This window comes from Gammaproteobacteria bacterium (genome assembly GCA_016705365.1).
In the GTDB taxonomy this organism is placed as follows: Bacteria; Pseudomonadota; Gammaproteobacteria; order Pseudomonadales; family UBA5518; genus UBA5518.
This window is the reverse complement of record JADIYI010000006.1, coordinates 235,631-260,822: the sequence shown is the minus strand read 5'-3', so window position 1 is coordinate 260,822 and position 25,192 is coordinate 235,631. Positions and strand designations below refer to the sequence as shown.

General features: G+C 65.7%; 23 protein-coding genes. 16 read left to right on the top strand and 7 right to left on the bottom strand.

Translation table 11 applies throughout. The features are described 5' to 3' along the window. Nucleotides 1-108 precede the first annotated feature (108 nt). Complete coding sequence (locus tag IPF49_07150) at nt 109-1,812, bottom strand: SulP family inorganic anion transporter (protein MBK6287401.1); 1,704 nt, start codon at nt 1,810-1,812, stop codon at nt 109-111. 172 nt (nt 1,813-1,984) lie between these two features. Between IPF49_07150 and IPF49_07145 the strand changes: the two genes are divergently transcribed. From IPF49_07145 to IPF49_07105, 9 genes are all read left to right on the top strand, one after another. Further along, entirely contained in the window at nt 1,985-2,200 is a 216-nt protein-coding gene (locus IPF49_07145) for a hypothetical protein (GenBank protein ID MBK6287400.1), read from the top strand. 227 nt (nt 2,201-2,427) lie between these two features. Then, nucleotides 2,428-3,987: an arylsulfatase gene (locus IPF49_07140; GenBank protein MBK6287399.1), complete on the top strand. Its 1,560-nt coding sequence runs from the start codon at nt 2,428-2,430 to the stop codon at nt 3,985-3,987. Nucleotides 3,988-4,088: 101 nt separating this feature from the next. Next, nucleotides 4,089-5,045 carry an AAA family ATPase gene (locus IPF49_07135; GenBank protein MBK6287398.1) on the top strand — a complete coding sequence of 319 codons (957 nt, stop codon included), beginning with the start codon at nt 4,089-4,091 and terminating at the stop codon, nt 5,043-5,045. A 13-nt stretch (nt 5,046-5,058) separates the two neighbouring features. Further along, complete coding sequence (locus IPF49_07130; protein ID MBK6287397.1) at nt 5,059-5,991, top strand: DUF58 domain-containing protein; 933 nt, start codon at nt 5,059-5,061, stop codon at nt 5,989-5,991. After that, on the top strand, nt 5,988-6,461 hold the full coding sequence (locus IPF49_07125; protein ID MBK6287396.1) for a DUF4381 domain-containing protein: 474 nt from the start codon (nt 5,988-5,990) through the stop codon (nt 6,459-6,461). Before IPF49_07130 ends, IPF49_07125 begins: the two co-directional genes overlap by 4 nt. A gap of 1 nt (nt 6,462) precedes the next feature. Beyond that, nucleotides 6,463-7,500, top strand: coding sequence for a VWA domain-containing protein (locus tag IPF49_07120; GenBank protein ID MBK6287395.1), 1,038 nt, complete (start codon nt 6,463-6,465; stop codon nt 7,498-7,500). Beyond that, a complete protein-coding gene (locus IPF49_07115) occupies nt 7,497-8,426 on the top strand; it encodes a VWA domain-containing protein (protein ID MBK6287394.1) in 930 nt (309 codons plus the stop codon). The genes IPF49_07120 and IPF49_07115 overlap by 4 nt, the downstream gene beginning before the upstream one ends. Continuing rightward, a complete protein-coding gene (locus IPF49_07110) occupies nt 8,423-9,007 on the top strand; it encodes a tetratricopeptide repeat protein (GenBank protein ID MBK6287393.1) in 585 nt (194 codons plus the stop codon). The genes IPF49_07115 and IPF49_07110 overlap by 4 nt, the downstream gene beginning before the upstream one ends. Continuing rightward, nucleotides 9,004-10,227 carry a BatD family protein gene (locus tag IPF49_07105; GenBank protein ID MBK6287392.1) on the top strand — a complete coding sequence of 408 codons (1,224 nt, stop codon included), beginning with the start codon at nt 9,004-9,006 and terminating at the stop codon, nt 10,225-10,227. Before IPF49_07110 ends, IPF49_07105 begins: the two co-directional genes overlap by 4 nt. 45 nt (nt 10,228-10,272) lie before the next feature. Here the strand turns inward: IPF49_07105 and IPF49_07100 are convergent, their stop codons facing one another. Then, nucleotides 10,273-10,740 (bottom strand): lipocalin-like domain-containing protein, encoded by a 468-nt coding sequence (locus IPF49_07100; protein ID MBK6287391.1) that lies wholly within the window; start codon nt 10,738-10,740, stop codon nt 10,273-10,275. Between the two features lie 147 nt (nt 10,741-10,887). On the opposite strand from IPF49_07100, the gene IPF49_07095 reads away from it, so the two are divergent. The 7 genes from IPF49_07095 (at nt 10,888) to IPF49_07065 (ending at nt 19,165) form a co-directional block, all read left to right on the top strand. Then, entirely contained in the window at nt 10,888-12,222 is a 1,335-nt protein-coding gene (locus IPF49_07095) for a hypothetical protein (protein MBK6287390.1), read from the top strand. Nucleotides 12,223-12,440: 218 nt separating this feature from the next. Next, nucleotides 12,441-13,322, top strand: a complete 882-nt coding sequence (locus tag IPF49_07090) for an NAD(+) kinase (GenBank protein MBK6287389.1) — start codon at nt 12,441-12,443, stop codon at nt 13,320-13,322. Then, a complete protein-coding gene (locus tag IPF49_07085) occupies nt 13,323-14,234 on the top strand; it encodes a rhomboid family intramembrane serine protease (GenBank protein MBK6287388.1) in 912 nt (303 codons plus the stop codon). 15 nt (nt 14,235-14,249) lie between these two features. Beyond that, nucleotides 14,250-14,522: a DUF1315 family protein gene (locus IPF49_07080; GenBank protein MBK6287387.1), complete on the top strand. Its 273-nt coding sequence runs from the start codon at nt 14,250-14,252 to the stop codon at nt 14,520-14,522. A gap of 2 nt (nt 14,523-14,524) precedes the next feature. Next, a complete protein-coding gene (locus tag IPF49_07075) occupies nt 14,525-15,352 on the top strand; it encodes a DUF2797 domain-containing protein (GenBank protein ID MBK6287386.1) in 828 nt (275 codons plus the stop codon). A gap of 57 nt (nt 15,353-15,409) precedes the next feature. Continuing rightward, the gene (gene pepN / locus IPF49_07070) at nt 15,410-18,070 is read left to right on the top strand and encodes an aminopeptidase N (protein MBK6287385.1); all 2,661 of its coding nucleotides are present in this window, start codon (nt 15,410-15,412) and stop codon (nt 18,068-18,070) included. Nucleotides 18,071-18,085: 15 nt separating this feature from the next. Then, entirely contained in the window at nt 18,086-19,165 is a 1,080-nt protein-coding gene (locus tag IPF49_07065) for an NAD-binding protein (protein MBK6287384.1), read from the top strand. A 10-nt stretch (nt 19,166-19,175) separates the two neighbouring features. Here the strand turns inward: IPF49_07065 and IPF49_07060 are convergent, their stop codons facing one another. From IPF49_07060 to IPF49_07040, 5 genes are read right to left on the bottom strand one after another with little or no spacing between them, the layout of a single operon-like run. After that, the gene (locus IPF49_07060; GenBank protein ID MBK6287383.1) at nt 19,176-20,879 is read right to left on the bottom strand and encodes a protein BatD; all 1,704 of its coding nucleotides are present in this window, start codon (nt 20,877-20,879) and stop codon (nt 19,176-19,178) included. After that, nucleotides 20,876-22,756, bottom strand: coding sequence for a VWA domain-containing protein (locus IPF49_07055; protein ID MBK6287382.1), 1,881 nt, complete (start codon nt 22,754-22,756; stop codon nt 20,876-20,878). The genes IPF49_07060 and IPF49_07055 overlap by 4 nt, the downstream gene beginning before the upstream one ends. Beyond that, nucleotides 22,753-23,763: a VWA domain-containing protein gene (locus IPF49_07050; protein ID MBK6287381.1), complete on the bottom strand. Its 1,011-nt coding sequence runs from the start codon at nt 23,761-23,763 to the stop codon at nt 22,753-22,755. Before IPF49_07050 ends, IPF49_07055 begins: the two co-directional genes overlap by 4 nt. Continuing rightward, nucleotides 23,760-24,233 carry a DUF4381 domain-containing protein gene (locus IPF49_07045; protein MBK6287380.1) on the bottom strand — a complete coding sequence of 158 codons (474 nt, stop codon included), beginning with the start codon at nt 24,231-24,233 and terminating at the stop codon, nt 23,760-23,762. The genes IPF49_07050 and IPF49_07045 overlap by 4 nt, the downstream gene beginning before the upstream one ends. After that, nucleotides 24,230-25,189 carry a DUF58 domain-containing protein gene (locus tag IPF49_07040; protein ID MBK6287379.1) on the bottom strand — a complete coding sequence of 320 codons (960 nt, stop codon included), beginning with the start codon at nt 25,187-25,189 and terminating at the stop codon, nt 24,230-24,232. The genes IPF49_07045 and IPF49_07040 overlap by 4 nt, the downstream gene beginning before the upstream one ends. Between the last annotated feature and the right edge of the window lie 3 nt (nt 25,190-25,192).

Genomic DNA, 25,192 nt, shown 5'->3' with positions numbered 1-25,192 from the left:
ACGGGTCGCCCAGCCGCCGAATCACGGTGTGCCGGGCGATCGCCGGTGAATGCACAGGGCAGGCTGTGCCCGGTTCCTGACGCGAGAATCGACGCCAGCAGGCGCTCTTCACCGGGCGGTCGCATCATCTCCCGTGGCGGTGACATGATTCACGGCGGCCGCGCCGGCAGCCATGGAACGGTAGGCCTGCACGGTATCTTCGAGGGATGAGAAATACCGTGAAACGACAGCACGCTCCGCCAGTCCGCGGGACTGGCGCCACTCCCTGATCTGCGTCATCCGACCGGCGACAATCAGTTCCGCCCCCCGTGCCTTGAGCATTTCCGCGATGCTCTGCAGCTCGAAGTAACCGGTCAGATCCACCTGCGTCAGTGGCAGGGCATCCACGACGAACCACTTCAGTTCCGCGCCGGCCGCCTCGATCGCTGCCTTGGCTTGCTGCTTGAAATACGGTGCGTTGAAGAACACCAGCGGTGCATTGAAGCGAAACAGCGTCATGCCGGGTTGGGTGGTCGCGTCCGGATGGCGACTGACCGAGTGGAATCCCGGATGACCCGCAACCTCGCCGAGAATCTCCACCGGCGGCCTCGAGGTCAGGTGAACGAAGCGCAGCAGCGCGAGCATCACCGCGACCAGGATTGCCTGGATCGCGCCCACCCAGATCACGCCAAGCGTTGCGAGCACCGACAATACGAACTCCGTCCGATCGAGCCGGTACAGTTCGCGCAGCGTGCGCAGATCGAGCAGAGACAGCGAGGCCTTGATCAGCACCGCTCCGAGCGCGGCGATCGGCACATAGCGCAGCGCATCGGTGAAGAAGAGCAGCACCAGGGCGATTGCGCCGGCGGCGACCAGTCCGGTGAGCTGTGTGCGCCCGCCGGCCGCGTCACTCATCGCGGTGCGCGAGTCGGCGCCGCTTATCGCGAAGCCCTGCGAAAGCGCCGCGGCAATGTTGGCTACGCCCAGCGCCGCAAACTCGCGATCCGCGTCGATATCGTAGCCGTTTCTGGAGGCGAAGCTGCGCGAGGTCAGCATCATGCTGGAAAAGCTGATCAGCGCGAGGCCCGCCGCGGCCTCGGCAATTTCGTCCAGCAGATCCAGGGAAAATACCGGCAACCTGAAGGTCGGGAGGCCTGCCGGAACCAGGCCGATGACCGCAACACCCTGGGTATCCAGTCCGAGGAATACAACCAGCAGTCCCGCGAAGACGAGCGCGACCAGCGCTGCGGGCAGGCGCGGCAGCACCCGGGCAGACCCGAGCAGGACGGCGAAGGTCGCCAGCCCGGTTGCCAGGGTTGGCCAGTGGATCTGCTGGAATTTCGCTACCACCTCCAGCAGTGTGGGCACGATGCCCTGCGCGTTGATCGCGAAGCCGAACAGCTTGCCGGTCTGACCGACCATGATGTGCAGTGAAATCCCGTTCAGGAATCCGACCAGGATCGGTTTGGAGAGAAAGTTCGCGAGCGCGCCCAGCCGCAGAAAGCTCGCCCCGATACAGAAGATGCCGGTAAGCGCGGCGAGGGCGATGGAGAGTGACAGATAGCGATCCGGATCCCCACCCGCCAGTGGCAGCACGGCTGCGGCGACCAGCGCGCAGGTGGCCGCATCGGGCCCGACGATCAGTTGTCGCGAAGTGCCGAACAGTGCGTAGGCAAGCAGCGGCAGGATGCTCACGTAGAGACCGACAACAGGATTGAAACCGGCCAGCTGCGCATACGCGACACCCACCGGCAGGGCCACGGCGGCCACCGACAGGCCGGCGATCAGGTCATGTGGCAGATCATCGCGGCGATAGCCGAGAAGCGCCGGCAGACCCGGTGCGAATCGTCCGAGTCGGTTCAGTCGCGGTTCCGGGTGCGCGGTTTTATCCATAAAGAGCTCCTGTGTGGGCACGGGGCGTCTGAGGGCGGTGGGAGCAGTCGCGTGGCAGATTGCAACCTCGCTGCCCGGGACGGTTCGCAACGAGTGCCGGGAAAAGGCGTGCTTGAGCAGGATCTTGCATGAAAACGGGTACCGCGAATCTTTTTGTTCTCCTGGTAATTCAAGCCACGCGCAGATGATTTCGGGAAAGATCCGCCGTGCAGGAATGTTACCAGAGTCGGTTGCGGAAGTGCTTGCGGTCGCACCAGGTTCACTGCTGCGAGAGACGCCGTTCAAAAAAATTGAAGGGAGGCATGATTCTGACGACGCCCGGATTTGAGCTGGTGGGGATTGTGCGGGCGATGGGTGGAGAACGGCTATGGCATTGCCCGAACGGGTCGTTGGCAGCAGCATAAGGAGCAGGTTCGAATTGCAGGATGGCAAGGCGGTGCTGGTGCGCCGGGCTTGTCTCCCGGGCAGCGCCTGTTTGGTTGACTCATGGTTGCAACCGCGTCAGCATTCGACCCTGCCAGACGCATCGATCAATTATCCGAAGGAGAACAAGAAATGTCGGGAAATCATCGCATCAACAAGTCACTGCTGCCCGCGCTGGTTGCCGCGCTGGTACTTCTGATCTGGGGGCTGCCTGCCGCGGCACAGCAGAAAAAGCCCAATATCCTGGTTATCTGGGGCGATGACATCGGGCAGTTCAACGTCAGCGCCTACAACATGGGCATGATGGGGTACAGGACTCCCAACATCGACAGCATTGCCCGCGACGGCGCGGTATTCACCGACTGGTACGGCCAGCAGAGCTGCACCGCGGGACGCGCGGCGTTCGTTACCGGACAATCGCCGATTCGCACGGGGCTGACCAAGGTCGGCTTGCCGGGTGCGCCGGAGGGCATGAAGAAGGAAGACCCGACCATCGCCACGCTGTTGAAAGCGCAGGGCTACATGACCGGGCAGTTCGGCAAGAACCACCTCGGCGATCGCGACGAGATGCTCCCTACCGCACATGGTTTCGATGAGTTCTACGGCAACCTTTACCACCTCAATGCGGAGGAGGAGCCGGAGAATGTGGATTATCCCAGGGACCCCGCCTTCAAGAAGCGCTGGGGGCCGCGTGGAGTGATCGAGAGCTATGCCGACGGTCGCATCACCGACACCGGCCCGTTGACGCGCAAGCGCATGGAAACCATCGACCAGGAAGTCAACGCCAAGGCTTTTGATTTCATGGAGCGCGCCGCGAAGGCCGACAAGCCGTTTTTCCTGTGGTGGAACTCCACCCGCATGCATATCTTCACCCATCTGCAAGATGAAGCTGCCGGCAAGACCGGGCTCGGCGTTTATGCCGATGGCATGGTCGAGCACGACGGGCATGTGGGCCAGATTCTCGCCAAGCTCAAGGAGCTTGGTCTCGACCAGAACACCATCGTGATGTATTCCACCGACAACGGTTCGGAGTCTTTTTCCTGGCCCGATGGCGGCACCACGATGTTCCGGGGCGAGAAGAACACCCAGTGGGAGGGTGGCTACCGCGTACCGGCGATGATCCGCTGGCCCGGTGTCATCAAGCCTGGCACGGTGATCAACGATATCGGCGCGCACGAGGACATGCTGCCGACCCTGCTTGCCGCGGCCGGCGATTCCAGTGCCAAGGAAGACCTGTTGAAGGGCAGGAAAATCGGCGGTGTGAATTACAAGGTCCATATCGATGGTTACAACCTGCTTCCCGCTCTCAAGGGGCAGGGCGAGTGGCCGCGCAAGGAGTTCATCTACTGGACCGATGACGGCAGCGTCGCGGCCCTGCGCTACACCAACTGGAAAATCACCTTCCTGCGCCAGGAAGCGCATGGTCTGGGTGTCTGGCAGGAACCGTTCGTGAAGCTGCGCGCCCCGATGCTGAACAACCTGCGCATGGATCCGTTCGAGCTGGCCCAGGATATCGGCATGGACTATGACCGCTGGTTCGTCGAACACATGTTCGTGTTCGCCCCCGCGGCCGGTTATGTCGGGCAATGGCTGCAGAGCTTCCGCGAGTTCCCGCCGCGGCAGAAGCCGGGCAGCTTCAACCTCGACCAGGTGATGGAAGCGATATCGAAGCCGCAGCACGGTGGCACCTGAGGTCTCCGCGCCACGCGGCGCGGTTGATCTTTCGCGGACCACAGCCGATATCCGGGTGTGGTCCGTTATACTTCCCGGCCTGAACGTTCCGGGTGCCGGCCATGACTCCTCGTGAAGCCTTCCAGCAAATCGCTGCCGTGATGAACACGGCGATCATCGGCCAGGAGGCCGTGGTCGAACGCCTGCTCATCGCGTTTCTCGCCGACGGTCACGTGCTGATGGAAGGGCTGCCCGGGGTGGCCAAGACGCGCTCGATCAAGACCCTCGGCAAACTGGTCGAGAGCGAGTTCCGCCGGGTGCAGTTCACGCCCGATCTGCTGCCCTCGGATGTGACGGGTTCGGAGATCTATCGCGAGCAGACTGGTGCGTTCGAATTCCAGCGCGGCCCGATATTCGGCAACCTGGTGCTGGCCGATGAAATCAATCGTGCGCCGGCCAAGGTGCAGGCGGCCCTGCTCGAGGCGATGGAGGAACGGCACGTCACCATTGCGGGGACGACGCACGATCTGCCGCGTCTGTTCCTGGTGCTGGCAACGCAGAACCCGATCGAACAGGAGGGTACCTATCCGCTGCCCGAGGCGCAGATGGACCGCTTCCTGCTGTATGTGCACGTACCCTATCCGCCGGCCGAAAACGAGGCCGCGATCATGCGCCTGGTGCGGGGCGAGAAAGCCGCGGGCAGCGCGCCACCACCGCGCATCGCGCAGCAACTGGTCTTTGCCGCGCGCGATGAAGTGGCAGCGATCCACGTGGGCCAGGCCGCGGAGCGCTACATGGTCGACCTGGTCATCGGCACACGCGAACCGCAGCGCCATGGTGGCGAACTCGCGCGCTGGATTCGTCTTGGCGCCAGCCCGCGTGGCAGTCTCGCGCTCGATGCCGCCTCGCGCGCGCATGCGTGGTTGCAGGGGCAGGAATTCGTGTCGCCGGAAAATATCCGCGCCGTCGCCCCCGCGTGCCTGGCGCATCGTGTGCATCTGTCCTACGAAGCCGAAGCCGCAGGCATCACCCGCACCGATGTGATCGACGCGCTGCTCAAGGCGGTGGTGCCGGTCTGAGAGCGCCAGCAGCATGAGCGCGCTCGTCACCATCGATTTGCCGGCCTTGATCGGACTCAGGGCCGAGGCGCATGGTTTTTCGTTTCTTCCCCGCCAGCCGGTGGGTTCGCTGCTTGCCGGGCGCCATGGCTCGCGCCTGCGCGGACGCGGCCTCGCGTTCGAGGAGCTTCGCCGCTACGCACCCGGCGATGATGTACGCACCATCGACTGGCGCGCCACCGCGCGGCTGCGCTCGCCGCAGGTTCGCGTCTACAGCGAAGAACGCGAACGCCCGGTGCTGCTGGTGGTCGACCAGCGCCGCCCGATGTTCTTCGGCAGTCGCCGTGCGATGAAATCGGTTACCGCCGCCGAGATCGCGGCGCTCGGCGCATGGCGCGCACTTGCGGCCGGGGATCGGGTCGGCGGCATCGTGTTCAACGAGGCCAGGATCAGCGATATCCGGCCGCACCGCAGCCAGAATCGCGTGCTGCACCTGCTGCACGACGTGGTGCAGTTGAACCGCGCCCTGGCCAGCGCGGAGCCGCAGGACGGCGCGGTCACGTTGAATGTTGCTCTCGAGAGCGCGTTGCGGCGCGCGACCCACGATCACCTGGTGGTGCTGGTCAGCGACCTCGATGGCGCCGACGGGCAAACGCAGCGACTGGTGACCTCGCTGGCGACACACAACGATGTGCTGGTGGTCGCGGTATACGATCCGCTCGGTGCGTCGCTGCAAGCGCACCCCGGCATGGTCGCGACCGACCGCGGCGTGCACTATGCGCTTCCTGCCGGCTCTGCCTTCGCCGTCGCGTTCCGCCAGAGCTTCGCGGCGCGCCTGGATCAGTGGGCGGAAATTTTCCGCGCGTTGCGTGTTCCGGTGATTCCGCTGTCGGCGGCATTGCCCCCGGTCGATCAATTGCGCGAACTGTTCGGTGCGCACCCGAAGTCGGGCGGCGCCGGTCGATGAGCAGCGACGCGGCCAGTCTCGAGCACCTCAACGATATCGCGCTTCCGGCGGATGTGCCGTGGTGGCCGTTGGCGCCGGGCTGGTACCTGCTGCTCGCGCTGCTCCTGCTCGTTGGCACATGGTTGGCGGCACGTGCCTGGACGCGCTGGCGCGCCAACGCCTATCGTCGTGCAGCCCTGCGTGAGCTGGCTCGCGCCGACAATGCGGAGACAATTGCCGAACTGCTGCGGCGCACCGCGCTGGCCAGGGTGCCGCGGTCGGTTATCGCGCAACTGGGTGGTATGCAATGGACGGATTGGCTCGCTGCACGCTGTACCGCGGAAATGCCTCCCGATGTGCGCGCGCTGCTGGCCGGCGGGATATACGCTGCCTGCGCGGCAAAGCCCGATCTGCGGACGTTGCGCGAGTATGCGGCGCACTGGATCGCCGCGCACCGGCTGCTTGCCGGCGATACGCAGGCGGGTCACTAAAGTGCTGAGCTTGGCCTATCCCTGGCTGCTGTTGTTGCTGCCGCTGCCGTGGCTGTCGCGTCTGGTCCTGCCGCCGCGTCGTTCGCCGCTGCTCGCTGTCCGCGTGCCATTCGGAGAGCGGATCGAATCCGCACTGCGCGCCGGAACCACGGTGACGCGTGTCAGTCGCGGTGCCTGGACGCAGCTGGTGCCAGCGCTGATATGGTTGCTGCTGCTGCTGGCGCTGGCGCGCCCGCAATGGCTCGAGCCCGCGGTGAGCCGCGAATTGCCGACGCGTGATCTGCTGTTGCTGGTCGATCTGTCCGGTTCCATGCGCCAGGAAGATTTCACCGATGCCAGCGGTGCGCGCGTCGATCGGCTGCGTGCGGTGCAGGAGGTACTCGGCGAATTCCTCAGCCGTCGCAGCGGGGACCGGGTGGGGCTGGTGGTGTTCGGCGATGCGCCGTTCCTGCAGGCGCCGTTCACCACCGATCTCGGGTTGACGCGGCGCCTGCTCGATGAAACGGCGATCGGCATGGCCGGTGCGCGCACCGCATTTGGCGATGCCATCGGGCTCGGACTGATTCTGTTCGAACGCAGCGATGCACCGGCCAAGACCATCATCGCGCTGACCGATGGCAATGACTCGGCGAGCCAGGTGCCGCCGATCGAGGCCGCGCGGGTGGCCCGCGAGCGCGGCATCACGATCCACACGGTCGCGATCGGCGATCCGACCACGGTGGGTGAGGAAAAGCTCGACCAGGAAACGCTGCGTGCGGTGGCGCAAACCAGTGGCGGTGGTTATTTCCATGCCGCCGATCGGGCGCAGCTCGCGGGCATCTATGCCGAGCTCGACCGTATCGAGACCCGCAAGGTGGATGTCCTCAGCTATCGTCCGCGGCGCGATCTGTTTTTCTGGCCATTGCTGGCGGCCCTGTTACTGTCCTTCGGCGCGCGAGCCGTTTCGCTGTATCGCCATACGCGCGAGCTGCTGGCGTTGCAGGCAGCAGGACCGTTGCACGTCGATCCGCTCAGCGGCAAGCTCGAGGTGCAGTCATGAGCGGACTGCCGGGCGATTTTCATTTCATCCGTCCGCTGTGGCTGTTGCTGGCTCCGGTTGCCGTTGCGTTGTGGTGGCTGTGGCGGCGCGAGGCGGATCCGCTGCGTGGCTGGCGCCGCCAGCTCGCGCCGGAATTGCTCGAGGCCCTGGTGGTGGGGCACTCCCGACGACAGCACTGGCAGGGCGGGTCGTTGCTGGTGGCATGGTTGCTGGGCGTGGTGGCCGTTGCCGGCCCGACCTGGCAGCTCGAGCCCAGCCCCTTCGCCGATGATGCCACGCCGCTGATGCTCCTGCTGAAGGCCGATGCCAGCATGGAGCAGTCGGACCTCGAGCCATCGCGGCTGGAGCGCGCGTGGCTGAAGATCGCGGATCTCGCCGCGGCACGCCGCGGTCAGCCACTCGGCCTGATTGCGTATGCCGGCTCCGCGCACCTGGTGCTGCCGCCGACGCGCGATACCGCGATCGTGGCGAGCATGGCGGCCGAAGTCTCGCCGCAGATCATGCCCGAGCCCGGTGACCGGCTCGATCGCGCACTGGCGCTGGCGCAACGCGTGCTCGCGCAAGGTGCACGTGGTGGCAGCATCGTGGTGCTGGCCGATGCTGTGGATACCGATTCCGCGTTGCTCGAAGCCGCTGGCACGGAGCGTTCCATTGCCGTGCAATTTCTTGCACTCAACCTTCCGGGATCCTCGGAGGACCAGTCCTTGCGGGCCGCTGCACGCATATTGTCGGGCCATGTCGAAGCCTTCGCCATCGAAGGTGACGATGTTGCGGCGCTCGTGCGGCGTGCGGCGCGCACTCCCGACACACTGCGCGGCGAGCAGGGCGGGCAGTGGCAGGAGGCGGGCTACTGGCTGGTGCCCCCGCTGGCGTTGTTGATGCTGGCAGCGTTTCGCCGGCGCGAGCGTGCGGAGGCCGCCACGTGAATGCGCTGGCGCTGGGTGTGACGCTGTTCTGGGCGGGACTCTGGTTCACGCCCGACCAGCAGGGTCAGCAGCTGTTTGCGCGCGGCGCGTTTGCGGAGTCGGCCGAGGTTTTTCACGATCCGTTGTGGCAGGGCGCCGCATATTATCGCAACGGTGATTACCTGAAAGCCGCGCAGGCCTTCGCGCGCCGTGACAGCGCCGAGGCGCATTACAACCAGGGCAACGCGCGGCTGATGCTGGGTGCCTACGATGCCGCGATTGCCTGTTATGACCGCGCCCTGGCGCGTCATCCCGATTGGCGGCAGGCGCTGCAAAACCGCGCCATCGCGCTCGCCCGTGCGCAACGCGTCGCGCAGAAGGGCGGTGATCTGGGTGATCAGCGGATCGGTGCCGACGAGATCGTCTTCGACAAGGACCAGCCGAACGAGGGGCACGATACCGAACTCGATGGCGGCAAGACGCTCTCGGACCAGGAGATCCAGGCGCTGTGGCTGCGCCGCGTGCAGACGCGCCCGGCGGATTTCCTGCGGGCGAAATTTGCATGGCAGCAGGCGCTGAGCGCCGCGGGGGCTCAGCCATGAAGACCTGGCTCGCGCTGCTGACGTTATTGGCGCTCGTCTGCCCGGCGGCGCGGGCGGATGTTGCCGCGGTGGCGGTGCGGGTGGAGCAGCGGCAGGCGTGGATCGGGCAGCGGGTGCCGTTCTACGTCGAGCTGCGCGCGCGCGGCCCGTTTGCCGGCTCGCCGCGCTTTGAGTTGCCGCAACTCCCCGGCAGCGTGCTCATCAAGATCGGTAGCCCGGTGGTGGGATCGCTGGAAGCCGAGGGCGAGAGCTGGACGGTGCAGACTCACGAGTTTGCGCTGTTTGCCCAGACCCCCGGCCGCTTCGAGATGCCGGAATTCGCGGTTCATTTTGCGAGCCGCGAAGGTTTCGCTGGCCCGGTGGTCGAGAAGCAGGCGCAGGTGCCGGGCTGGAGCATCGAGATCCGCCGCCCGCCCGGCAGCGAGGCCATTGGCTTCCTGATCACGACGCCGGCGCTCGAGATCAGCGAAACCTGGGAGCCGTTGCCTGCTGCCACGCAGGCCGGTGCGGTATTCAAGCGCACCATCGTCCAGCGTGCCTCATCGGTATCGGGGATTGCACTCGCGCCGGCATCCGTCGCCGTGCCCGAGGGTGTTCGCGTATACCGGGGCAGCGCCAAGGTCGAGGACCATCTCGAGCGCGGCGAATTCACCGGCGAGCGCCGCGAGACCCTTACCTATCTGCTGCCGCGGGCCGGCAGCTTCACTCTCCCGGCGCTCGGCTACACCTGGTGGAATCCGGACACGCGGACCCTCGAATCCACGATGCTGGAAGCCGTCACCGTCGATGTCGCGCCCGCGCCCGCAGCGGGTCCGGGTGGCGGGCGTGCCTGGGCGTGGCTGCTGATCACGATCTTGTCCGCCGGGGCCGGGTATCGCTGGCGACACGCCATCGCGCGCTGGTGCGGACAATTGCAGCGCTTCGTCAACACTCCGCAGCGGGTGGCCGCGCGCCGCCTGCTGCACGCTTGCCGACACGATGACGCGAACGCGGCGGGAGCCGCGTGGATTCGCTGGCGCAATGCGCAAGACTCCGCGCGCTTGCCGGATGAGGAATTGCGTGTGGCCGTGGCGGAGCTCGACCGCCATCTGTATGCGCAAAGGCCGCCGCAACCGTGGTGTGGAGATCGCCTCGCAGGCGCGTTTGCGGCTCATCAGGCCGCGGTCAGGGCGAGCAGCCGGGTGTCGGCTGCAGCGGCGCTGGGCACGCTCAATCCGTAGCAGCCGGTCCAGGTTCCGGTGAGCGGCCCGGGGCGCAGCGATCGTTCAGACACTCGCGTCGCCGGAGCGGACCGGGCGGCGCCACTGCAGACGGTGAAATCGTTGCACGGAGCTGCCGGGAAGCAGGTCCTGCGCCGATAGCACCAGCGAATCGCCATCGAACTCGATGGTGCGGACCTGCCGGGTGCCGGGAAAGTCGGGGTTCAGGGATTCGCGAACCTCGTGAACAACCGTACCTGCCTCGACATGAAACGAACCCTGGTAGTGGAAATAGCTGTCGAAGGCAGCGGCTTTCTGCGCCACCGAGGCATGGCGGGCGCTGGTGCTGGCCAAGGGTGCACGCCCCGATTTCGATATTGCCGCCGACATCAGCCCTTCCGGGGTATACAGCAACAGGCCGCGCGCCGCCGGGCCGAAGGGCCAGGAACAGTCACGGCCATCGGAATAGTCGATCTGCCAGGCGACGAGTTCCCATGCGCCAAGCAGTGCCGCGCGCAGTGCAGTGTCGTTCATTGGTCTACGCTCTTTGTATCCGAGTGGGCTGCGGCGCACGGTAGCAGTACCCGTTCGGGTCAACAAGCGTGATTCCATGCGCTCGGCCGTGCCTGTTAACATGATTTTCCGACGCTCGCTGGCGGCGGCGTATATCGAGGAATCGGGATGAGCTTTCAGCAAAAATCGTCACACCAGACACACGAAGCCATCGTGTTCTTTGCCGATGGCGCGATCATCAAGGAGATGCTTTATACCGAGTTCGAGGCGCTGCTCGACTGCGTGGTGCCGATGCGTGAATTTGTCGGGCGCAACATGCAGGCCGCCTATGTGCGCGTGGATTCCGCGCTGGCCGTGGTTGCCACGGTACTTTTTTACGCCCCCTTCGACGAGCGTGGCTTCCCCGAGCAGAGCTGGAATGTGCCGCTACGCCAACTGGCCGAAACCGCCGCGCGCGGTCCCGATCTCGGTGGCGGCCCGGTGCGTCTTGCCACCCGCAGCCAGTGCCCGATACCGGGGCAGGAAGACAGTCTCTGGGATATCGAGTTCGGTGTTGGCGGCAATACCCTCAGCCAGCTGCGCGAGAAGCTGCACGGCAACCGGCTCGGTATCGATGCGGTCGATCATTCACCACAGCTGCCCGGAGCGGTAATCACCGGTGCGGTCCCCGTGGTTTCCGGGGTTGCCCCGGGGATGGCGGTAGCTGGCGCGCCGACGGCGGAATCGGCGGATGCCATGCTTGCGTTCATGCAGCAGAGCAATCAGCAGGTTGCGCTGCTGAGGAAGCAGCACCGCCAGGAGCTGGCGGGCACCGGGGAACGCCTGTCCGCATTGCAGGGGCAGGTACAGGTGTTGCTGAACGAAAAGGGTGTGCTGAGCGAGCAGCTCGCCGAGCAGGCGGCCGCGGTCGCGGACGAGCGTGCCGCCGCGGCGCGCGCGCTGCAGCAGCTCACCGAGCTGGGGCGTTCGCAAACCGCGGCGATTCGTGCGGAAATGCAAGCCGCGCGCGACGCCGCGCTGGCCGAGAGCGCACAGCAGTCCCTGGTCGAACGCGAACGCCTCGGGCGCGAACTGCAGGCGGCGGAGGAACAGTTGCAGGGTCTGCGTACCGAGCTCACCGATCTGCGCCGCGACAAGATGCGGCTGATGAGCGATGGTGCCGACAAGTTTTTTGATGCGCTGAAGGAAAAAGGGGTCAAGTTCGTGGCCTACCAGCCCGGTGCCGGTCACCTGACCATCGCGATGGAGGACCTCAGTCGCTACATCGAGGACACCGAGAATTTCGTGGCGGAAAAATGCGCCGTCAGCGTCGAACATTACCGGCGCTGGCTGGCGCATTACACGAGCCCGGTGTGCCAGGGCAGCGCCGGTGACGGCGGCCCGTGCGCGAAACCGCTGACGCGGCTGCTCAAGCCGGCGGAGTTCGTCAGCGGGATGCACGACCGCTGCGATGTGCACAAGCAGATGCCGCGCACCGTGCCGCCGAAGGAGCAGGCCGTTTGACCCTCACCCGGGAGCTGCCGCTGCCCGGGCTGCCACGCATCGACCTGATCCGGCACCCCGTGTTGCGGGCCGCCGGGGTGGAGTTCGGTGTGTTGCGTCTCGATCTGCCGCCGTGTTGCAGGTGCCCGCGCGATGGCGCCCGCGACCGTGGGCGGGTCATAATGCGAGCCGCGCGGTTATGGGGCCGTTGACGGTGGCTGAGCGGGAGTAGCAGTTTGATGACGCAATTCAGCACCATCGGCCTGATGGGCCGGGTGGGCAGCGAGGCCGTGCTCGAGACCCTGGTGCATCTGCGCGATTTCCTGCGCGCGCGCGGTCGCAAGGTGATCGTGGAGCAGGAGGTTGCCGAACATCTCGGAACCGATCCGGGAGAGGTGCGGCCACGCGAACATATTGGCCGTGACAGCGACCTGGTGATAGTTGTCGGTGGTGATGGCAGCCTGCTCGGCGCGGCGCGCTCGCTCGCGGCGCAGGAAGTGCCGGTGCTCGGAGTGAACCGCGGTCGGCTCGGTTTCCTCACCGATATTTCCCCGCAGCAGCTCGAAAGCCAGCTGGAGGGTGTGCTGGCGGGGCGCTATGTGCTGGAGTCACGCTTTCTGCTCGACGTGCTGGTGATGCGCGGCGAAGAGGTGCTGGCGCGTGGCGATGCGCTGAACGACGTGGTGCTCAATTCGGGCGTATCCGCGCGCATGATCGAGTTCGATCTCTATATCGAGGAACAGTTCGTCTACACCCAGCGTTCCGACGGATTGATCATTTCCACTCCTACCGGCAGCACCGCCTATTCGCTCTCGGGTGGCGGGCCGATCATGCACCCGGGACTCGACGCGCTGGTGCTGGTACCGATGTTCCCGCACACGCTGGGCAGCCGGCCGCTGGTGATCCATGGCAACAGCAGTGTGCGTATCGTGATCAACGAGTACAACGATCTGCACCCGAACATCAGTTGCGACGGACAGCTCAATTTTCGCGCCAGCCCCGGCGATGTGATCCATATCCACAAGAAGCCCGAGCGGCTGCAATTGCTGCATCCGCTCGAGCACAATTTCTACGCGATATGCCGTGCCAAGCTCGGCTGGGGCAGCGGTCCCGGTGATTGAATGCGGCAGCGCGGACAGGCGGGGGTTGCGGTGACGGCATTCAGGGCACTGGAAACGTCGATCGGCGCCGATCTTGCGGAGTTCAGTCGCTTGTTGTGGGCGCGGCGCCTGCCGCACCGCATCTTCGACGAGGCATCGGGACAGCAGGTGCTGATGGTGGCGCGCGAGGAGCACGTCGCACTGGTGCGCGACCTGTATGCGCGCTGGCGCAGCGGGGAATTGTCCGTGCAGGACAGCGCCGCGGCTACCTCGATCGGCCTTGCCGAACGCGGGGCCGGCCTGTGGCGCGCGCAACCGCTCACGCTGGGTGTGATCGTGCTGAGCGTGCTCGGCGGAGCGCTTTGCAGCTTCGATACCGAACTGCGCTGGCTGCACTGGTTCACGTTCAGCGATTTTCAGGTCGTCGGCCGGCGCCTGGTGTTCGAGAGTGCGGCTGCCAGCCAGGCGCGTGGTCAGTACTGGCGCCTGCTGAGCCCGGTATTCCTGCATTTCGGTGTGCTGCATCTGGCGTTCAACCTGCTCTGGTACTGGGAGTTCGGGCGCCGCCTGGAGCGGGTGCGGGGGCGCATGACGGCGCTCGCGGTGCTGCTGATCACCGGCGTCGGGGGCAATATCGCCCAGTACATCATCGACGGTGACGTGCTGTTCGGCGGCCTCTCGGGCGTGATCTACGGTCTGCTCGGATATGCCTGGATGTGGACTCGCCTGTCGGGTGATCGCCGGCTTGCGTTGCCGCGTGGCGTGCTGGTGTTCATGCTCGCATGGTTGCTGATCTGCATGAGCGGCGTGCTCGAGGTGCTCGGTTTCGGGGCGGTCGCCAATGCGGCGCATGGCGCCGGTCTCGCGCTCGGCATGCTGCTCGGGCTGGCGGCGGCTTTGTTATACTCGCCGCCCCGCCAACACGAGCGCTGAGACGCCGGATCCAGTATGGATTTCAACGACATACTGCAATTGATTACACCCGAGGTGCACGCAAGCCTGCGGCGTGCGGTGGAGATCGGCAAATGGGCCGATGGCAATCCGCTCAGCCGCGAGCAGCGTGAACTGTGCCTGCAGGCCGTGATCGCCTACGAGCAGCGTCACCTCGAGGCGCGGCAGCGCACCGGCTATATCGATCTTGGCGCCAAAGCCGGATCCCGCGATGCCCCGGGCGAGGAGCCCGAAGTCGTTCGCATAGTGCGTGACATGGGAGGAGCGTAGCCTTGCAGGAGCTCGGCAGCGGCGCGCTCGCCAAGATGCGTGTGGAGCTGGCGGCGCCGGTACGTTATGCCTTGCCGCTTGGCGAGAGCGAGCTCGCGCTCAACCCGCTGATCGGGCAACGCCTGCGGCTCGAATATCTCGGTGTGATCAGCTGCTGCCATTGCGGACGGCGTACCACGCGCAGCTTCGCCCAGGGCTATTGCTTTCCCTGCTTCAAGCGCCTGGCGCGCTGCGATTCCTGCATCGTGAAGCCGGAGACCTGCCACTTTCACCAGGGGACCTGTCGCGAACCCGAGTGGGCGCAGGAGTCCTGCATGAGCGATCACCTGGTCTACCTGGCGAATTCCTCCGGTCTCAAGGTCGGCATCACCCGTGTCTCGCAGGTGCCTACGCGCTGGATCGATCAGGGTGCAACCCAGGCGCGTCCGGTGCTGCGGGTCGCGACGCGGCAGATCTCGGGTTTCGCGGAGATCCTGTTTGTCGAATCGTTTGCCGACAAGACCAATTGGCGGGCAATGCTCCAGGGTGCCGCGGACCCGCGGGACCTGGCCGCGGACGCTGGCGCGCTGCTGGAGCGCCATCGCCAGGGACTCGACAACCTGCGGATCCGCTTCGGAACCGAAGCGATCACGGTGCTCGGGAATCCCGCCACCGTCGCCATCGAGTACCCGGTGCAGCAATATCCGCAGAAGGCGGTGTCGCTCAATCTCGACAAGACGCCGCTGCTCGAGGCCACCCTGCTCGGCATCAAGGGGCAGTACCTGATTTTCGACCAAGGCGTTCTGAACGTACGCAATTTCGGTTCCTATCATGTCCGGATCAGTGCATGAAGCGCCCGATTCGCCACGCCTGATTCCCCACTCCGCGCCATGCAGGACTGACACTCGATGAAAGACGCACAACCACGGACGATCCGCCTCGAAGACTACCGGCTGCCTGACTTCCTGGTCGATTCCATCGAGCTTCATGTCGAACTCGGGGATGAAGTCACGCGGGTGCGCAGCCGTCTTGCGCTGCGGCGCAATCCCGCGGCGCAGACGGTGGATGCACCGTTACGCCTCGACGGGCAGCAGCTGGTGCTCGGATCGCTCGCGCTCGATGGCCGCGAGCTGGCGCAGCAGGACTTCCATTACGATGGCGAGGTGCTGCGCCTCGAGCGAGTGCCCGCAGCGTTCGTCCTGCAAAGCGAGATCGAGATCCAGCCACAACTCAACACGGCGCTGGAAGGGCTCTACCGCTCGCGCCAGATGTTCTGCACCCAGTGCGAGGCCGAGGGTTTCCGGCGGATCACGTTTTTCCCCGACCGCCCGGACGTGCTGGCGCTGTTCAGCACCACGATCGTGGCCGATCGCGCGCGTTACCCGGTGCTGCTCGGCAACGGCAATGATGTGGAGCGCGGCGTGCTCGACGATGGCAGGCACTGGGTACGCTGGGAAGATCCGTTCCCCAAGCCCTGTTACCTGTTTGCGCTGGTGGCGGGAAATCTTGAATCGCTCGATGACGCATTCGTCACCGCCTCGGGTCGCACGGTACAGCTGCGCATTTTCGTGGAGTCCAAGGATCTCGACAAATGCGCGTTCGCGATGCAGGCACTCAAGCAGGCGATGCGCTGGGACGAGCAGGTCTACGGGCGCGAATACGATCTCGATGTGTTCATGATCGTCGCGGTCGACGATTTCAACATGGGTGCGATGGAGAACAAGGGCCTCAACATATTCAATACCTCCTGTGTGCTGGCCAATCCCGCGATCACCACCGATGCCAGCTTCCAGCGCATCGCCGGTATCGTTGCCCACGAGTATTTCCACAACTGGTCGGGCAACCGGGTCACCTGCCGCGACTGGTTCCAGCTGAGCCTGAAGGAAGGCTTCACGGTATTTCGCGACAGCGAGTTTTCCGCCGACACCGGTTCGCGCACGGTCAAGCGCATCGAGGACGTCACGCTGCTGCGTACCAGCCAGTTCGCCGAGGACGGCGGGCCAATGGCGCACCCCGTACGCCCGGAGTCCTATATCGAGATCAACAATTTCTATACCGTCACCATCTATGAAAAAGGTGCCGAAGTGGTGCGCATGATCCGGGAGCTGATCGGTGCGCAGGCTTTTCGTGCCGGATCGGACCTGTACTTCGCGCGTCATGACGGGCAGGCCGTTACCACCGAGGATTTCGTGTGCGCGATGGAAGAGGCGAGTGGGCGCGATCTGGAACAGTTCCGGCGCTGGTATACCCAGGCCGGAACGCCGCTGCTCGCGGTGAGCGACGAATACGATGCCGCGCGCAAACTCTATCGCCTGCATGTGCGGCAGAGCTGTCCGCCGACACCCGGTCAGCCGGAGAAGGCGCCATTCCACATCCCGTTGCGCTTCGGGCTGGTCGGCAGTGACGGTGACCTGGCGCTCGGGGAAGGGCTCACCGAGCGCGTGCTCGAGCTGACCGAGCCATCGCACAGCTTCGAATTCACGGATATCGCGCAGCGTCCCATTCCGAGCCTGCTGCGCGGTTTCTCGGCGCCGGTCAAGCTCGAGTATCCGTATTCGCCCGACGATCTCGCGCGCCTGATGCAATGCGACAGTGATGGATTCGCGCGTTGGGATGCGGGCCAGACGCTCGCGGTGCAGGTGTTGCGGGCGCATATCGATACGATCGCGGCGGGGCGGACACCGGCTGCCGAGCCGCGCCTGGTTGCGGCATTTCGCGTGCTGCTGGGCGATCGCACGGCCGATCCGGCGATGGTCGCGCAGATGCTGGTGCTGCCTGGTGAATCCTATCTTGCCGAGCGGGTCGACGTGATAGACCCGGTAGTGATACACCGGGCACGCAAGGGTTTGCGCAGCGTGCTGGCGGGCGAGTTGCGCGCCGAACTGCTGTCCTGTTACCAGACCAGCACGGGGCCGTCCGCGTACCGGGTGGAGGCGCAGGACATCGGCCGGCGCAGTCTCAGGAATGTCTGCCTGTCCTACCTGCTATTGCTGGATGATACCGAGAGCCGAACGCTGGCCAGACAGCAGTATTACGCGCAGGAGAACATGACCGATGTGCTCGCGGCACTGACGGCGCTGGTGCACAACGAAGCCGGCGCCGATCGTGCGCTGTCGCGCGAGTTGCTCGACGACTTTCACGCCCGCTGGCGTGACGAGGCCCTGACGATGAACCTGTGGTTCCAGGTGCAGGCCATGCGACCGGCCACGGAAGTGCTGGAGGATGTGGTTGCGCTGCGCGCCAGCGAGGAATTCGATGTGCACAATCCGAACAAGGTGCGCGCGCTGCTGGGCGCCTATTTCCATTCCAACCCGCTCGGGTTTCACCGGGCGGATCATGCGGGCTACCGTTTCTTCGCCCGCCAGGTCGCGGAGATCGATGCACTGAATCCGCAGATCGCGGCCCGCCTGATCACGCCGCTCACGCGCTGGCGCCGTTACGCACCGTCCCATGCCGGGGGAATGCGCGCGGCGCTCGAGGAATTGCTGGGCCTCGCGGGACTCTCTCCCGACAGCTACGAGGTGATTTCCAAGAGTCTTGCGCCCGCGCCGATTGCCGCGACGGGCTGAAACCGGTTCAGCGTCATGAGATCGCGTCTGCGCAAGCATACCCACGCGGCCCGCTACCGGCCTCCCAGCCTGAAGCATTCCGCGTTACCGCGGATCGTGCGCCGTATCGTTGCGGCGAGCCTGTTCCTGGTCGTGGTGATCGTATGCTCGACGATCGGGTTCTATCTCGCCGGCGGCGGCCAGGCGACGTTCATGGACGCGTTCTACATGTCGCTGATCACGGTCTCGACCGTGGGCTACAACGAAGTCATGCCGCTGGTCAGCGCCGGCGACCGGATATTTGCCGGTATGGCCTCGATCGTGGGTTTCGGTGCCCTGACCTTTCTGTTCACCAGTCTGTCGATGTTCTTTCTCGAGCAGGACCTGGATCATACGCTGTGGAGGCGTCGCATGGAGAAGCAGATTCGCAAGCTGAGCCAGCACTACATCGTGTGCGGATTCGGCCGCGTCGGTCGCAACGCCGCCGACGAGTTGCGGCTCACCGGGCGGCAGTTCGTCGCGATCGATCTCGAGCAGGCTAAATTCAACGAGCACCACGAACGATTTCCGGAGTTGCTGTTTCTCGACGGCGATGCCTCGGACGACGCGGTGTTGCTGGCGGCCGACATCGAGGATGCGGCCGGCGTTTTCGCAGTGACCGGTGACGATTCGCGCAACCTGATGATCACGTTCACCGCGCGCCAGCTCAACCCGAAGATCCGCGTGGTGGCACGGGCGCACGAGGTGCAGAACATCGAGAAAATGCGCAGGGCCGGAGCCGATGACGTGATCTCGCCCGATTTCACCGGTGGAATGCGCATTGCTTCCGCGATGATCCGCCCGCACGTGGTGAGTTTCCTTGACGAGATGCTGCACTCGGATCACGGACTGCGCGTCGAGCAGGTGGTGATCCCCGAGCGGTTTCCGCCCACGCGGCTGTCCTCGCTCAGGCTGCGCTGCCCCGAATACGTGCTGCTCGCGGTGCGCGACGGCAACGACTGGGCCTTCAACCCCGGAGACGATTACCTCTTGTCATCGGGCCAGGTCCTGATCGCGATGGCCAGCAGCCGCGGGCGTGCGGAAATCGAAGCGCATGTGCGCGAGTTCCTCGACTGAGAACAGCGCCTCAGCCCTGATACAGAGGTGGCAGCGCAGGCCTCGTCGGGGTCTTTCGCCCGGCTGTTGCCGCGGCACGCAACGCCTCGATATGCTCCAGCAGCACGCTCGGGTCCCAGTCCCCGGGGGCGTTTCCATAGCGACTCGCGAGCATGTCCTGCAGGGCTTTCGCCAAGCCCGGCCTGGCGGCGACCCTCGCGACATCCACTACCGAGCGCAGCCTGAGGTCGGGAAATGCCAGCCGCGCCCACTGGCACAGCAGGCGTTCGGTTTGCGCCGCGTCGCCGGCGCGACAGGCAGTGCGCAGGGTCGCGAAGAGTTCGCGCTCGGCGCGTGGGTCGGGCCCGTGCGGCGCAGGTGCCGCGGCCGGATTGCCGCGGGAGAGCCGCCACCATTGCAGACTCGAGACCAGCGTGGCGAGCGCCAGCACCAGGGTCGCGATGATCCATGGCCATGGTGCGGTGGCGGTGCTTGCCGGCAGCGCCGCAGTGGGTACCGGTGGCGATTCCGTGGCCGGTGTGGCGGCAACGGCAGCACTGCTCGCGGTGGGTGTCGCACTGGCGGCAGCGGCAGGCAGCACGCGAATCGTCTTGGCCGGTACCAGGGCTTCCTCGAAGCGCTGGTTCACGGTGTCCCACCAGCGCAGGCGCACTTCGGGAAGCTCCATATCGCCGCTGCGCAGCGGGATCACCGCACTGCGTTCGATGCGCGTTCCGGTGATGCCGTCTTCCTGCTGCTGATCCGATACTTCGGCCTGGTCAGGGTAGAAGCGCAGCCCGTCCACCCCCGGCGGGGAGAGTTCGGGCAATTGCGCTCCCGTCAGGCCCGCGGCACTCAGGGTGAGTGTGCGGGTGGCGGATTCGCCGACCCGCAGCCGGGTCGGACTCTTGTCCCAGGTCTCGACCAGGGTCAGCACGCTGGCCGGCACCCAGGGGTTGGCGCCGCTCTCGGGCGGCGCGACCTGTATGCGGCGCTCGGGAGAGCGCAGCCGCAGGGCATGTCCACGGCTGCCGAAGGCATCGAAAAAGCTGTTGCCGCTGCCACCGACGGTGGCCTGGAACGCCAGCGGCGGGATCCGCAATTCGCCGCTGGCCTGGGGGAAGATCGCGTACCTGCGTTCGAACACTCCGTAGTGCCGCCCGGCAATGACTTTCTCGTAGGAGCCCTCGCCAATCTGGCGGACCACGGCATGCTCGATGGACGGCTCCTCGAGGCTGGCCCCGCGGTTGAAATTCACCGCATGCAGCACCCGCACGGTGAGCAGGATCTGCTGCTGCACATGAACCTTGTCGCTGTCGACTTCCAGTTCGACGAAGACATCGCGATCCGGCACGCCGGTGGCAGGATTTTCGGGCGTGACACTGATGCGGATCGGATCGGTGCGTTCGGCTCCGATCGACAGCGCGGGAATCTGCAGCTCGCCACCGACGAGCGGCATCAGTTCGACCAGCCATTCGGTAAAGGCTTCTCCCTGCCCATTGACCAGGGAAATACGCGAATTGCGGCTGGTCGACAGAATCTCGAAATCCTTGGTCAGCGGTTGCAGGTCGGGATCGGGAACCGCCAGGGTGCTGTCGACGCGAAGGCGCAGCTGCACGCTTTCCGAGGCGCTGACGCGGCTGCGATCGACGCTCGCGGTAGCGGTCGCGAGGGCCGGGGCGGCGATGCTCAGCGTCAGCAACAGACAGCCCAGTATGCGCCACAACGCGTTCATCGGACATTCTCCTGATCCGGGTTCGCAGCGCGTTTGCGCTGATATTCGTAGGCGAACTTGCGGCGCAGCAAGGCGCCCGGATCATCCGGCACCTGGCGCAGCCATTGCTCCAGCGCCTGGTCTTCCTCGTCGACCGGCGGCTTCTGATCCTCGCCCGACGTGGCTTGTGGCTCCTGCCTGCGCGGATCGCCGGATGCGGCCTGTTGCGATTGCTCCGCTTCGCGACGCTGCTGCTCCTCACGCTGCTGCTCCTCGCGCTGTGCGGCGGTGTCCTTGTTCCTGGACTCCTGCGGTGGCGATGATTCGTCCTGCTGCGCCTGCCCAGCGGGATTGTTTTCCGCCGCCGCTTGCTGATCGCCTTGCCGATTGGCGGATTGCGTATCAGAATTTTGCTGTTGCTGTTGCTGTTGCTGTTGCTGTTGCTGTTGCTGTTGCTGTTGCTGTTGCTGTTGCTGTTGCTGTTGCTGTTGCTGCTGCTGCTGCTGCTGCTGTTGTTGTTGTTGCTTGAGCAGATCCTCGACCAGCTTGCGGTTGGCGATCGCATCCTCCAGCGTGGGCTCAACTGCCAGTGCGGCATCGTAGGCGGCCAGTGATTCCTGCAACTGCCCGGCACGCGCCAGTGCATTGCCACGGTTGTAATCGGCAGCTGCGGTCTTGCCGTGGGCAAATGATTCCGCGGCTGCCGCATACTCCCCGGCGGCATAGGCGGCACTGCCTCGCCAATCCGGCGATCGGAACAGTTTTGCGGCGCTCGCCGGGTCTTGCGCGGCAAGCGCGCGAGCACCCTGCTGATCGGGTGTGAGCCACAGATCCTGCCATTCGAACGCAGCGGCGGGAGGTGAGGGCAGCAACATGCACAACGGCAGCAGCAGCAACCAGCCACGGCGGAAAGCAAGGCTTGCCAGTGGCAGCAGCAACATCGCCAGCCACGGTGCTCGATCCTGCCACTGATCGAACAGCCGCGAATTGCCGTCATCCACGGCCAGGTCCGGGCTGATGCTGGTTGGCAGCAGGGTCCGGATATCACTGTCATCCAGCGTCAGTTCGCTGAAGCGCCCGCCGCTGGCCGCCACCGCGCGCGCCATTCCCGGCAGGTCTGTCGCTGGCACCACGATGCCACCGGCGGAATCGCGCAGGAATCCGCCCTCGGGCAGCGGCACCGGCGCGCCCGCGGAGGTGCCGACTGCCAGCAGCGACAATGACAGGCCGCCGTGGCGCAGCAGGCGCCCGACTTCGGCCTGCTGTGCGGCGGGAAAGGAATCGGCAACCACCAGCAGGCGTGCCCGTGCCACGCCGGCACCGTGCAGCAATCCGGTCGCGGCCTCGATCGCCGCCGGCAGATTGCTGCCCTGGCTGGGCATGATTTCCGGCGCCAGCGCGCTCAGCATCGATTCCACCGTATGGCTGTCATCCGACAGCGGCGTCACCACATGGGCATCGCCGGCGTAGACGATCAGCGCGGTCAGGCCCTCGCGGCGCGCGGCGAGGATGTCGGCCAGCTTGAAGCGCGCGCGCTCGAGCCGCGAGGGCTGCATATCCTGCGCGCGCATCGACATGCTCAGGTCGAGTGCGATCACCAGGGCGTCCTGGTTGCGATGCAGCGGTTGCGGCAGCCGCTCCCAGGCCGGTCCTGCCAGGGCGATCACACCGATCAGCCAGCCGCACAACAGCAACGGCAGCGCCGGTCGTCGCGCGGCGCCCGGACCATCGAGCAGCAACACCCGCAGCAGCGCGGGATCGATTACCGTGCGCCAGGCGCCCCGGCGATTGCGCGCGCGCAGCAGCCACGCGAACAGCAGCAGCGCGGGAAGCAGCGCCAGCAACCACAGAGGGCGCAGAAAATGGAACTGGCTCAGTGCCGAGAACGTGGCGTTCATGCCGTGCGCTCCGCGATCGGCCAGGCGTAGCGGAGCGCCACGGCGAGCGACAGGAGAAAACTCAGCGCCAGCGGCCAGTGGGCCAGCGAGATCGTCGGCCGGTAGCTCTGTTGCTCCTGCTCGATCGGCTCGAGCCGATCGAGTTCCGCGTAGATCGATTCGAGCTCGTTCTCGCTGCGCGCGCGGAAATAGCGCCCGCCGGTGACGCTCGCGATATAGCCGAGCGTCTCTTCGTCGAGGTCCGCCGAGGGGTTGACGCGGCGCGCCCCGAAGGAACTGCCGAATATTCCCGGCAGCTCCATTTCATCGGCCCCGATGCCGACCGTGTAGACGCGCAGCCCGCTGCGTGCCGCGAGCTCCGCTGCCTGTCGCGGCGCGATCTCGCCGGCGGTATTGGCACCATCGGTGAGCAGGATCAGTACCCGGCTGCCCTCGGGACGTTCGCGCAGTCGCTTCACGGCGATCGCCAGCGCATCGCCAATGGCGGTCTTGGGGCCCGCAAAACCGATGAGCGCCTCGCCGAGCAGGCGCCCCACGGTGGCGCGATCGAAAGTCAGTGGCGCGTGCAGATAGGCATTGCTGCCGAACACGATCAGACCGACGCGGTCGCCGTTGCGCCGACGCAGAAAATCACCGACCACGGATTTCACCACGCTCAGTCGATCGACCTGCCGGCCCGCTAGTTCGAGATCCTCGGTCTGCATGCTCTCCGAGATATCCACCGCCAGCATCAGGTCGCGGCCGCTGACCGGAACCGATACCGGTTCTCCTGTCCAGTTCGGCCCGGCAGCGGCGCACAACAGGCCGAGCCACGCCGGCAGCAGCAACGCAAGGCGCGAGCGATCACGTCGCGCAGTGGCACCGGCCTGCGAGGACCGCGATTCGGGCGCCAGCGCGCGGGGAAAATACAGTGCCGCTTCCTGCGTCGTGGCGGGACTTGCCAGACGATGGACCAGCCACGGCAACGGCAGCGCCAGAAAGATCCACGGGTAAATGAAACTGATCATCGGTGCCGTCTCAGCCATTGCCGGCAGGCATCGTGCAGCGCGGCATCGTCGGGTTGCGATCCGGGGTTGTAGGGGGCGTCAGCCAGTGCCCGGCCCGGACCTTCGCGAAACACCCGGAGGCCGGCGCTGCGATCGAGAAAGTCGAGCCATTGTTCGGCGCACAGCGCCGCGACCTCGCGGCTCGGGTAATGCACCAGCGCGGCACGACGCAGGATCCGGCTGGCTTGTGCGGCAAACGGCGCCTCGCCCGGCGGCGCGGCGTGGCGGCACCGATATGCGGCCTTCAGTTCGCGCTGCGCTGCGCGGCGGTAGCGGTTGCCTCGCAGATGGCGCCATGCCAGCCACAAGGTACCACCCAGCACCACGGCAGCCACGCCGGCCAGCAGCCACCAGCCGGGTGCGGGTGGCCACCAGCCGATCTGATCCGGAAGATGCAGCGGGCGCAGTGGCGCGAGCGGGTCCGGGTTCATGAGCGTTTTCGTCGGCGATAGTAGCGGGCCAGCACATCGAATGCGGGCTCGTCGGTCGCAATCTGGATGAACGGTGCCCCGAGACGCCGGAACGACTGCGACAGCGCGTTCTGTTCGGCCTCGTGACTTGCGGCATGGCGGGTCCGGAACCCGGTATCCGAGGTGTCGATATCCTGGCGCCGGTATCCGTTGGAGACGGCGGTGCGACCGATCGCCGGCAACGCGCGCTCCAGCGGATCGAACACGTTGATCGCGGCGATCTCGGTATGCCGCGCCAGCAGGTGCAGGTGCTTCACCGCCGCCTCGTCCCAGCCGCGAAAGTCGCTGATGATCATCACCAGGCTGCCGGGTCGCGCGACGCGCCGGATCCCGGCCAGCGCCGTGGCCAGATCGAGGCACGCCGCGGCGGATTGCTCCCGCGGGATGCCGAGGCGGTGGTTGAATTCGTGACACAGACGCAGCAATGCAAGTACCGCGTGGCGACTGCGTTGCGGACGGACTTCGTGATGTTCGTGGTCGCCCAGCACCAGGCCACCGATGCGATCGCCGCCATCCAGTGTTGCCCACGCCAGCAGTGCGGCTGCATGTATCGCCTGCACCGATTTCAGCGTGTGGCGGCTGCCGAAGAACATCGTGCGGCGCTGGTCGACGAGGAGATAGACCGGGCGCTCGCGCTCCTCGCGAAACAGCTTGGTATGCGCGCTGCCGGTGCGCGCCGTGACCCGCCAGTCGATATTGCGGATGTCATCGCCCGCCTCGTAGGCGCGGACTTCCTCGAACTCGATGCCGCGGCCGCGCATATTGCTGCGCAGCGGTCCGCTCATCCGGCTGAGGGCCCGGCTCGGCGGAGTGATGCGCAGGCTGGCGGCAGCCGCACGCAGGCGCAGCAGTGTCGGCAGATCGCAATAGGGGCCGGTTGCGCCCGGTATCGATACGGCTGCGGATGGCACGGCCATGAC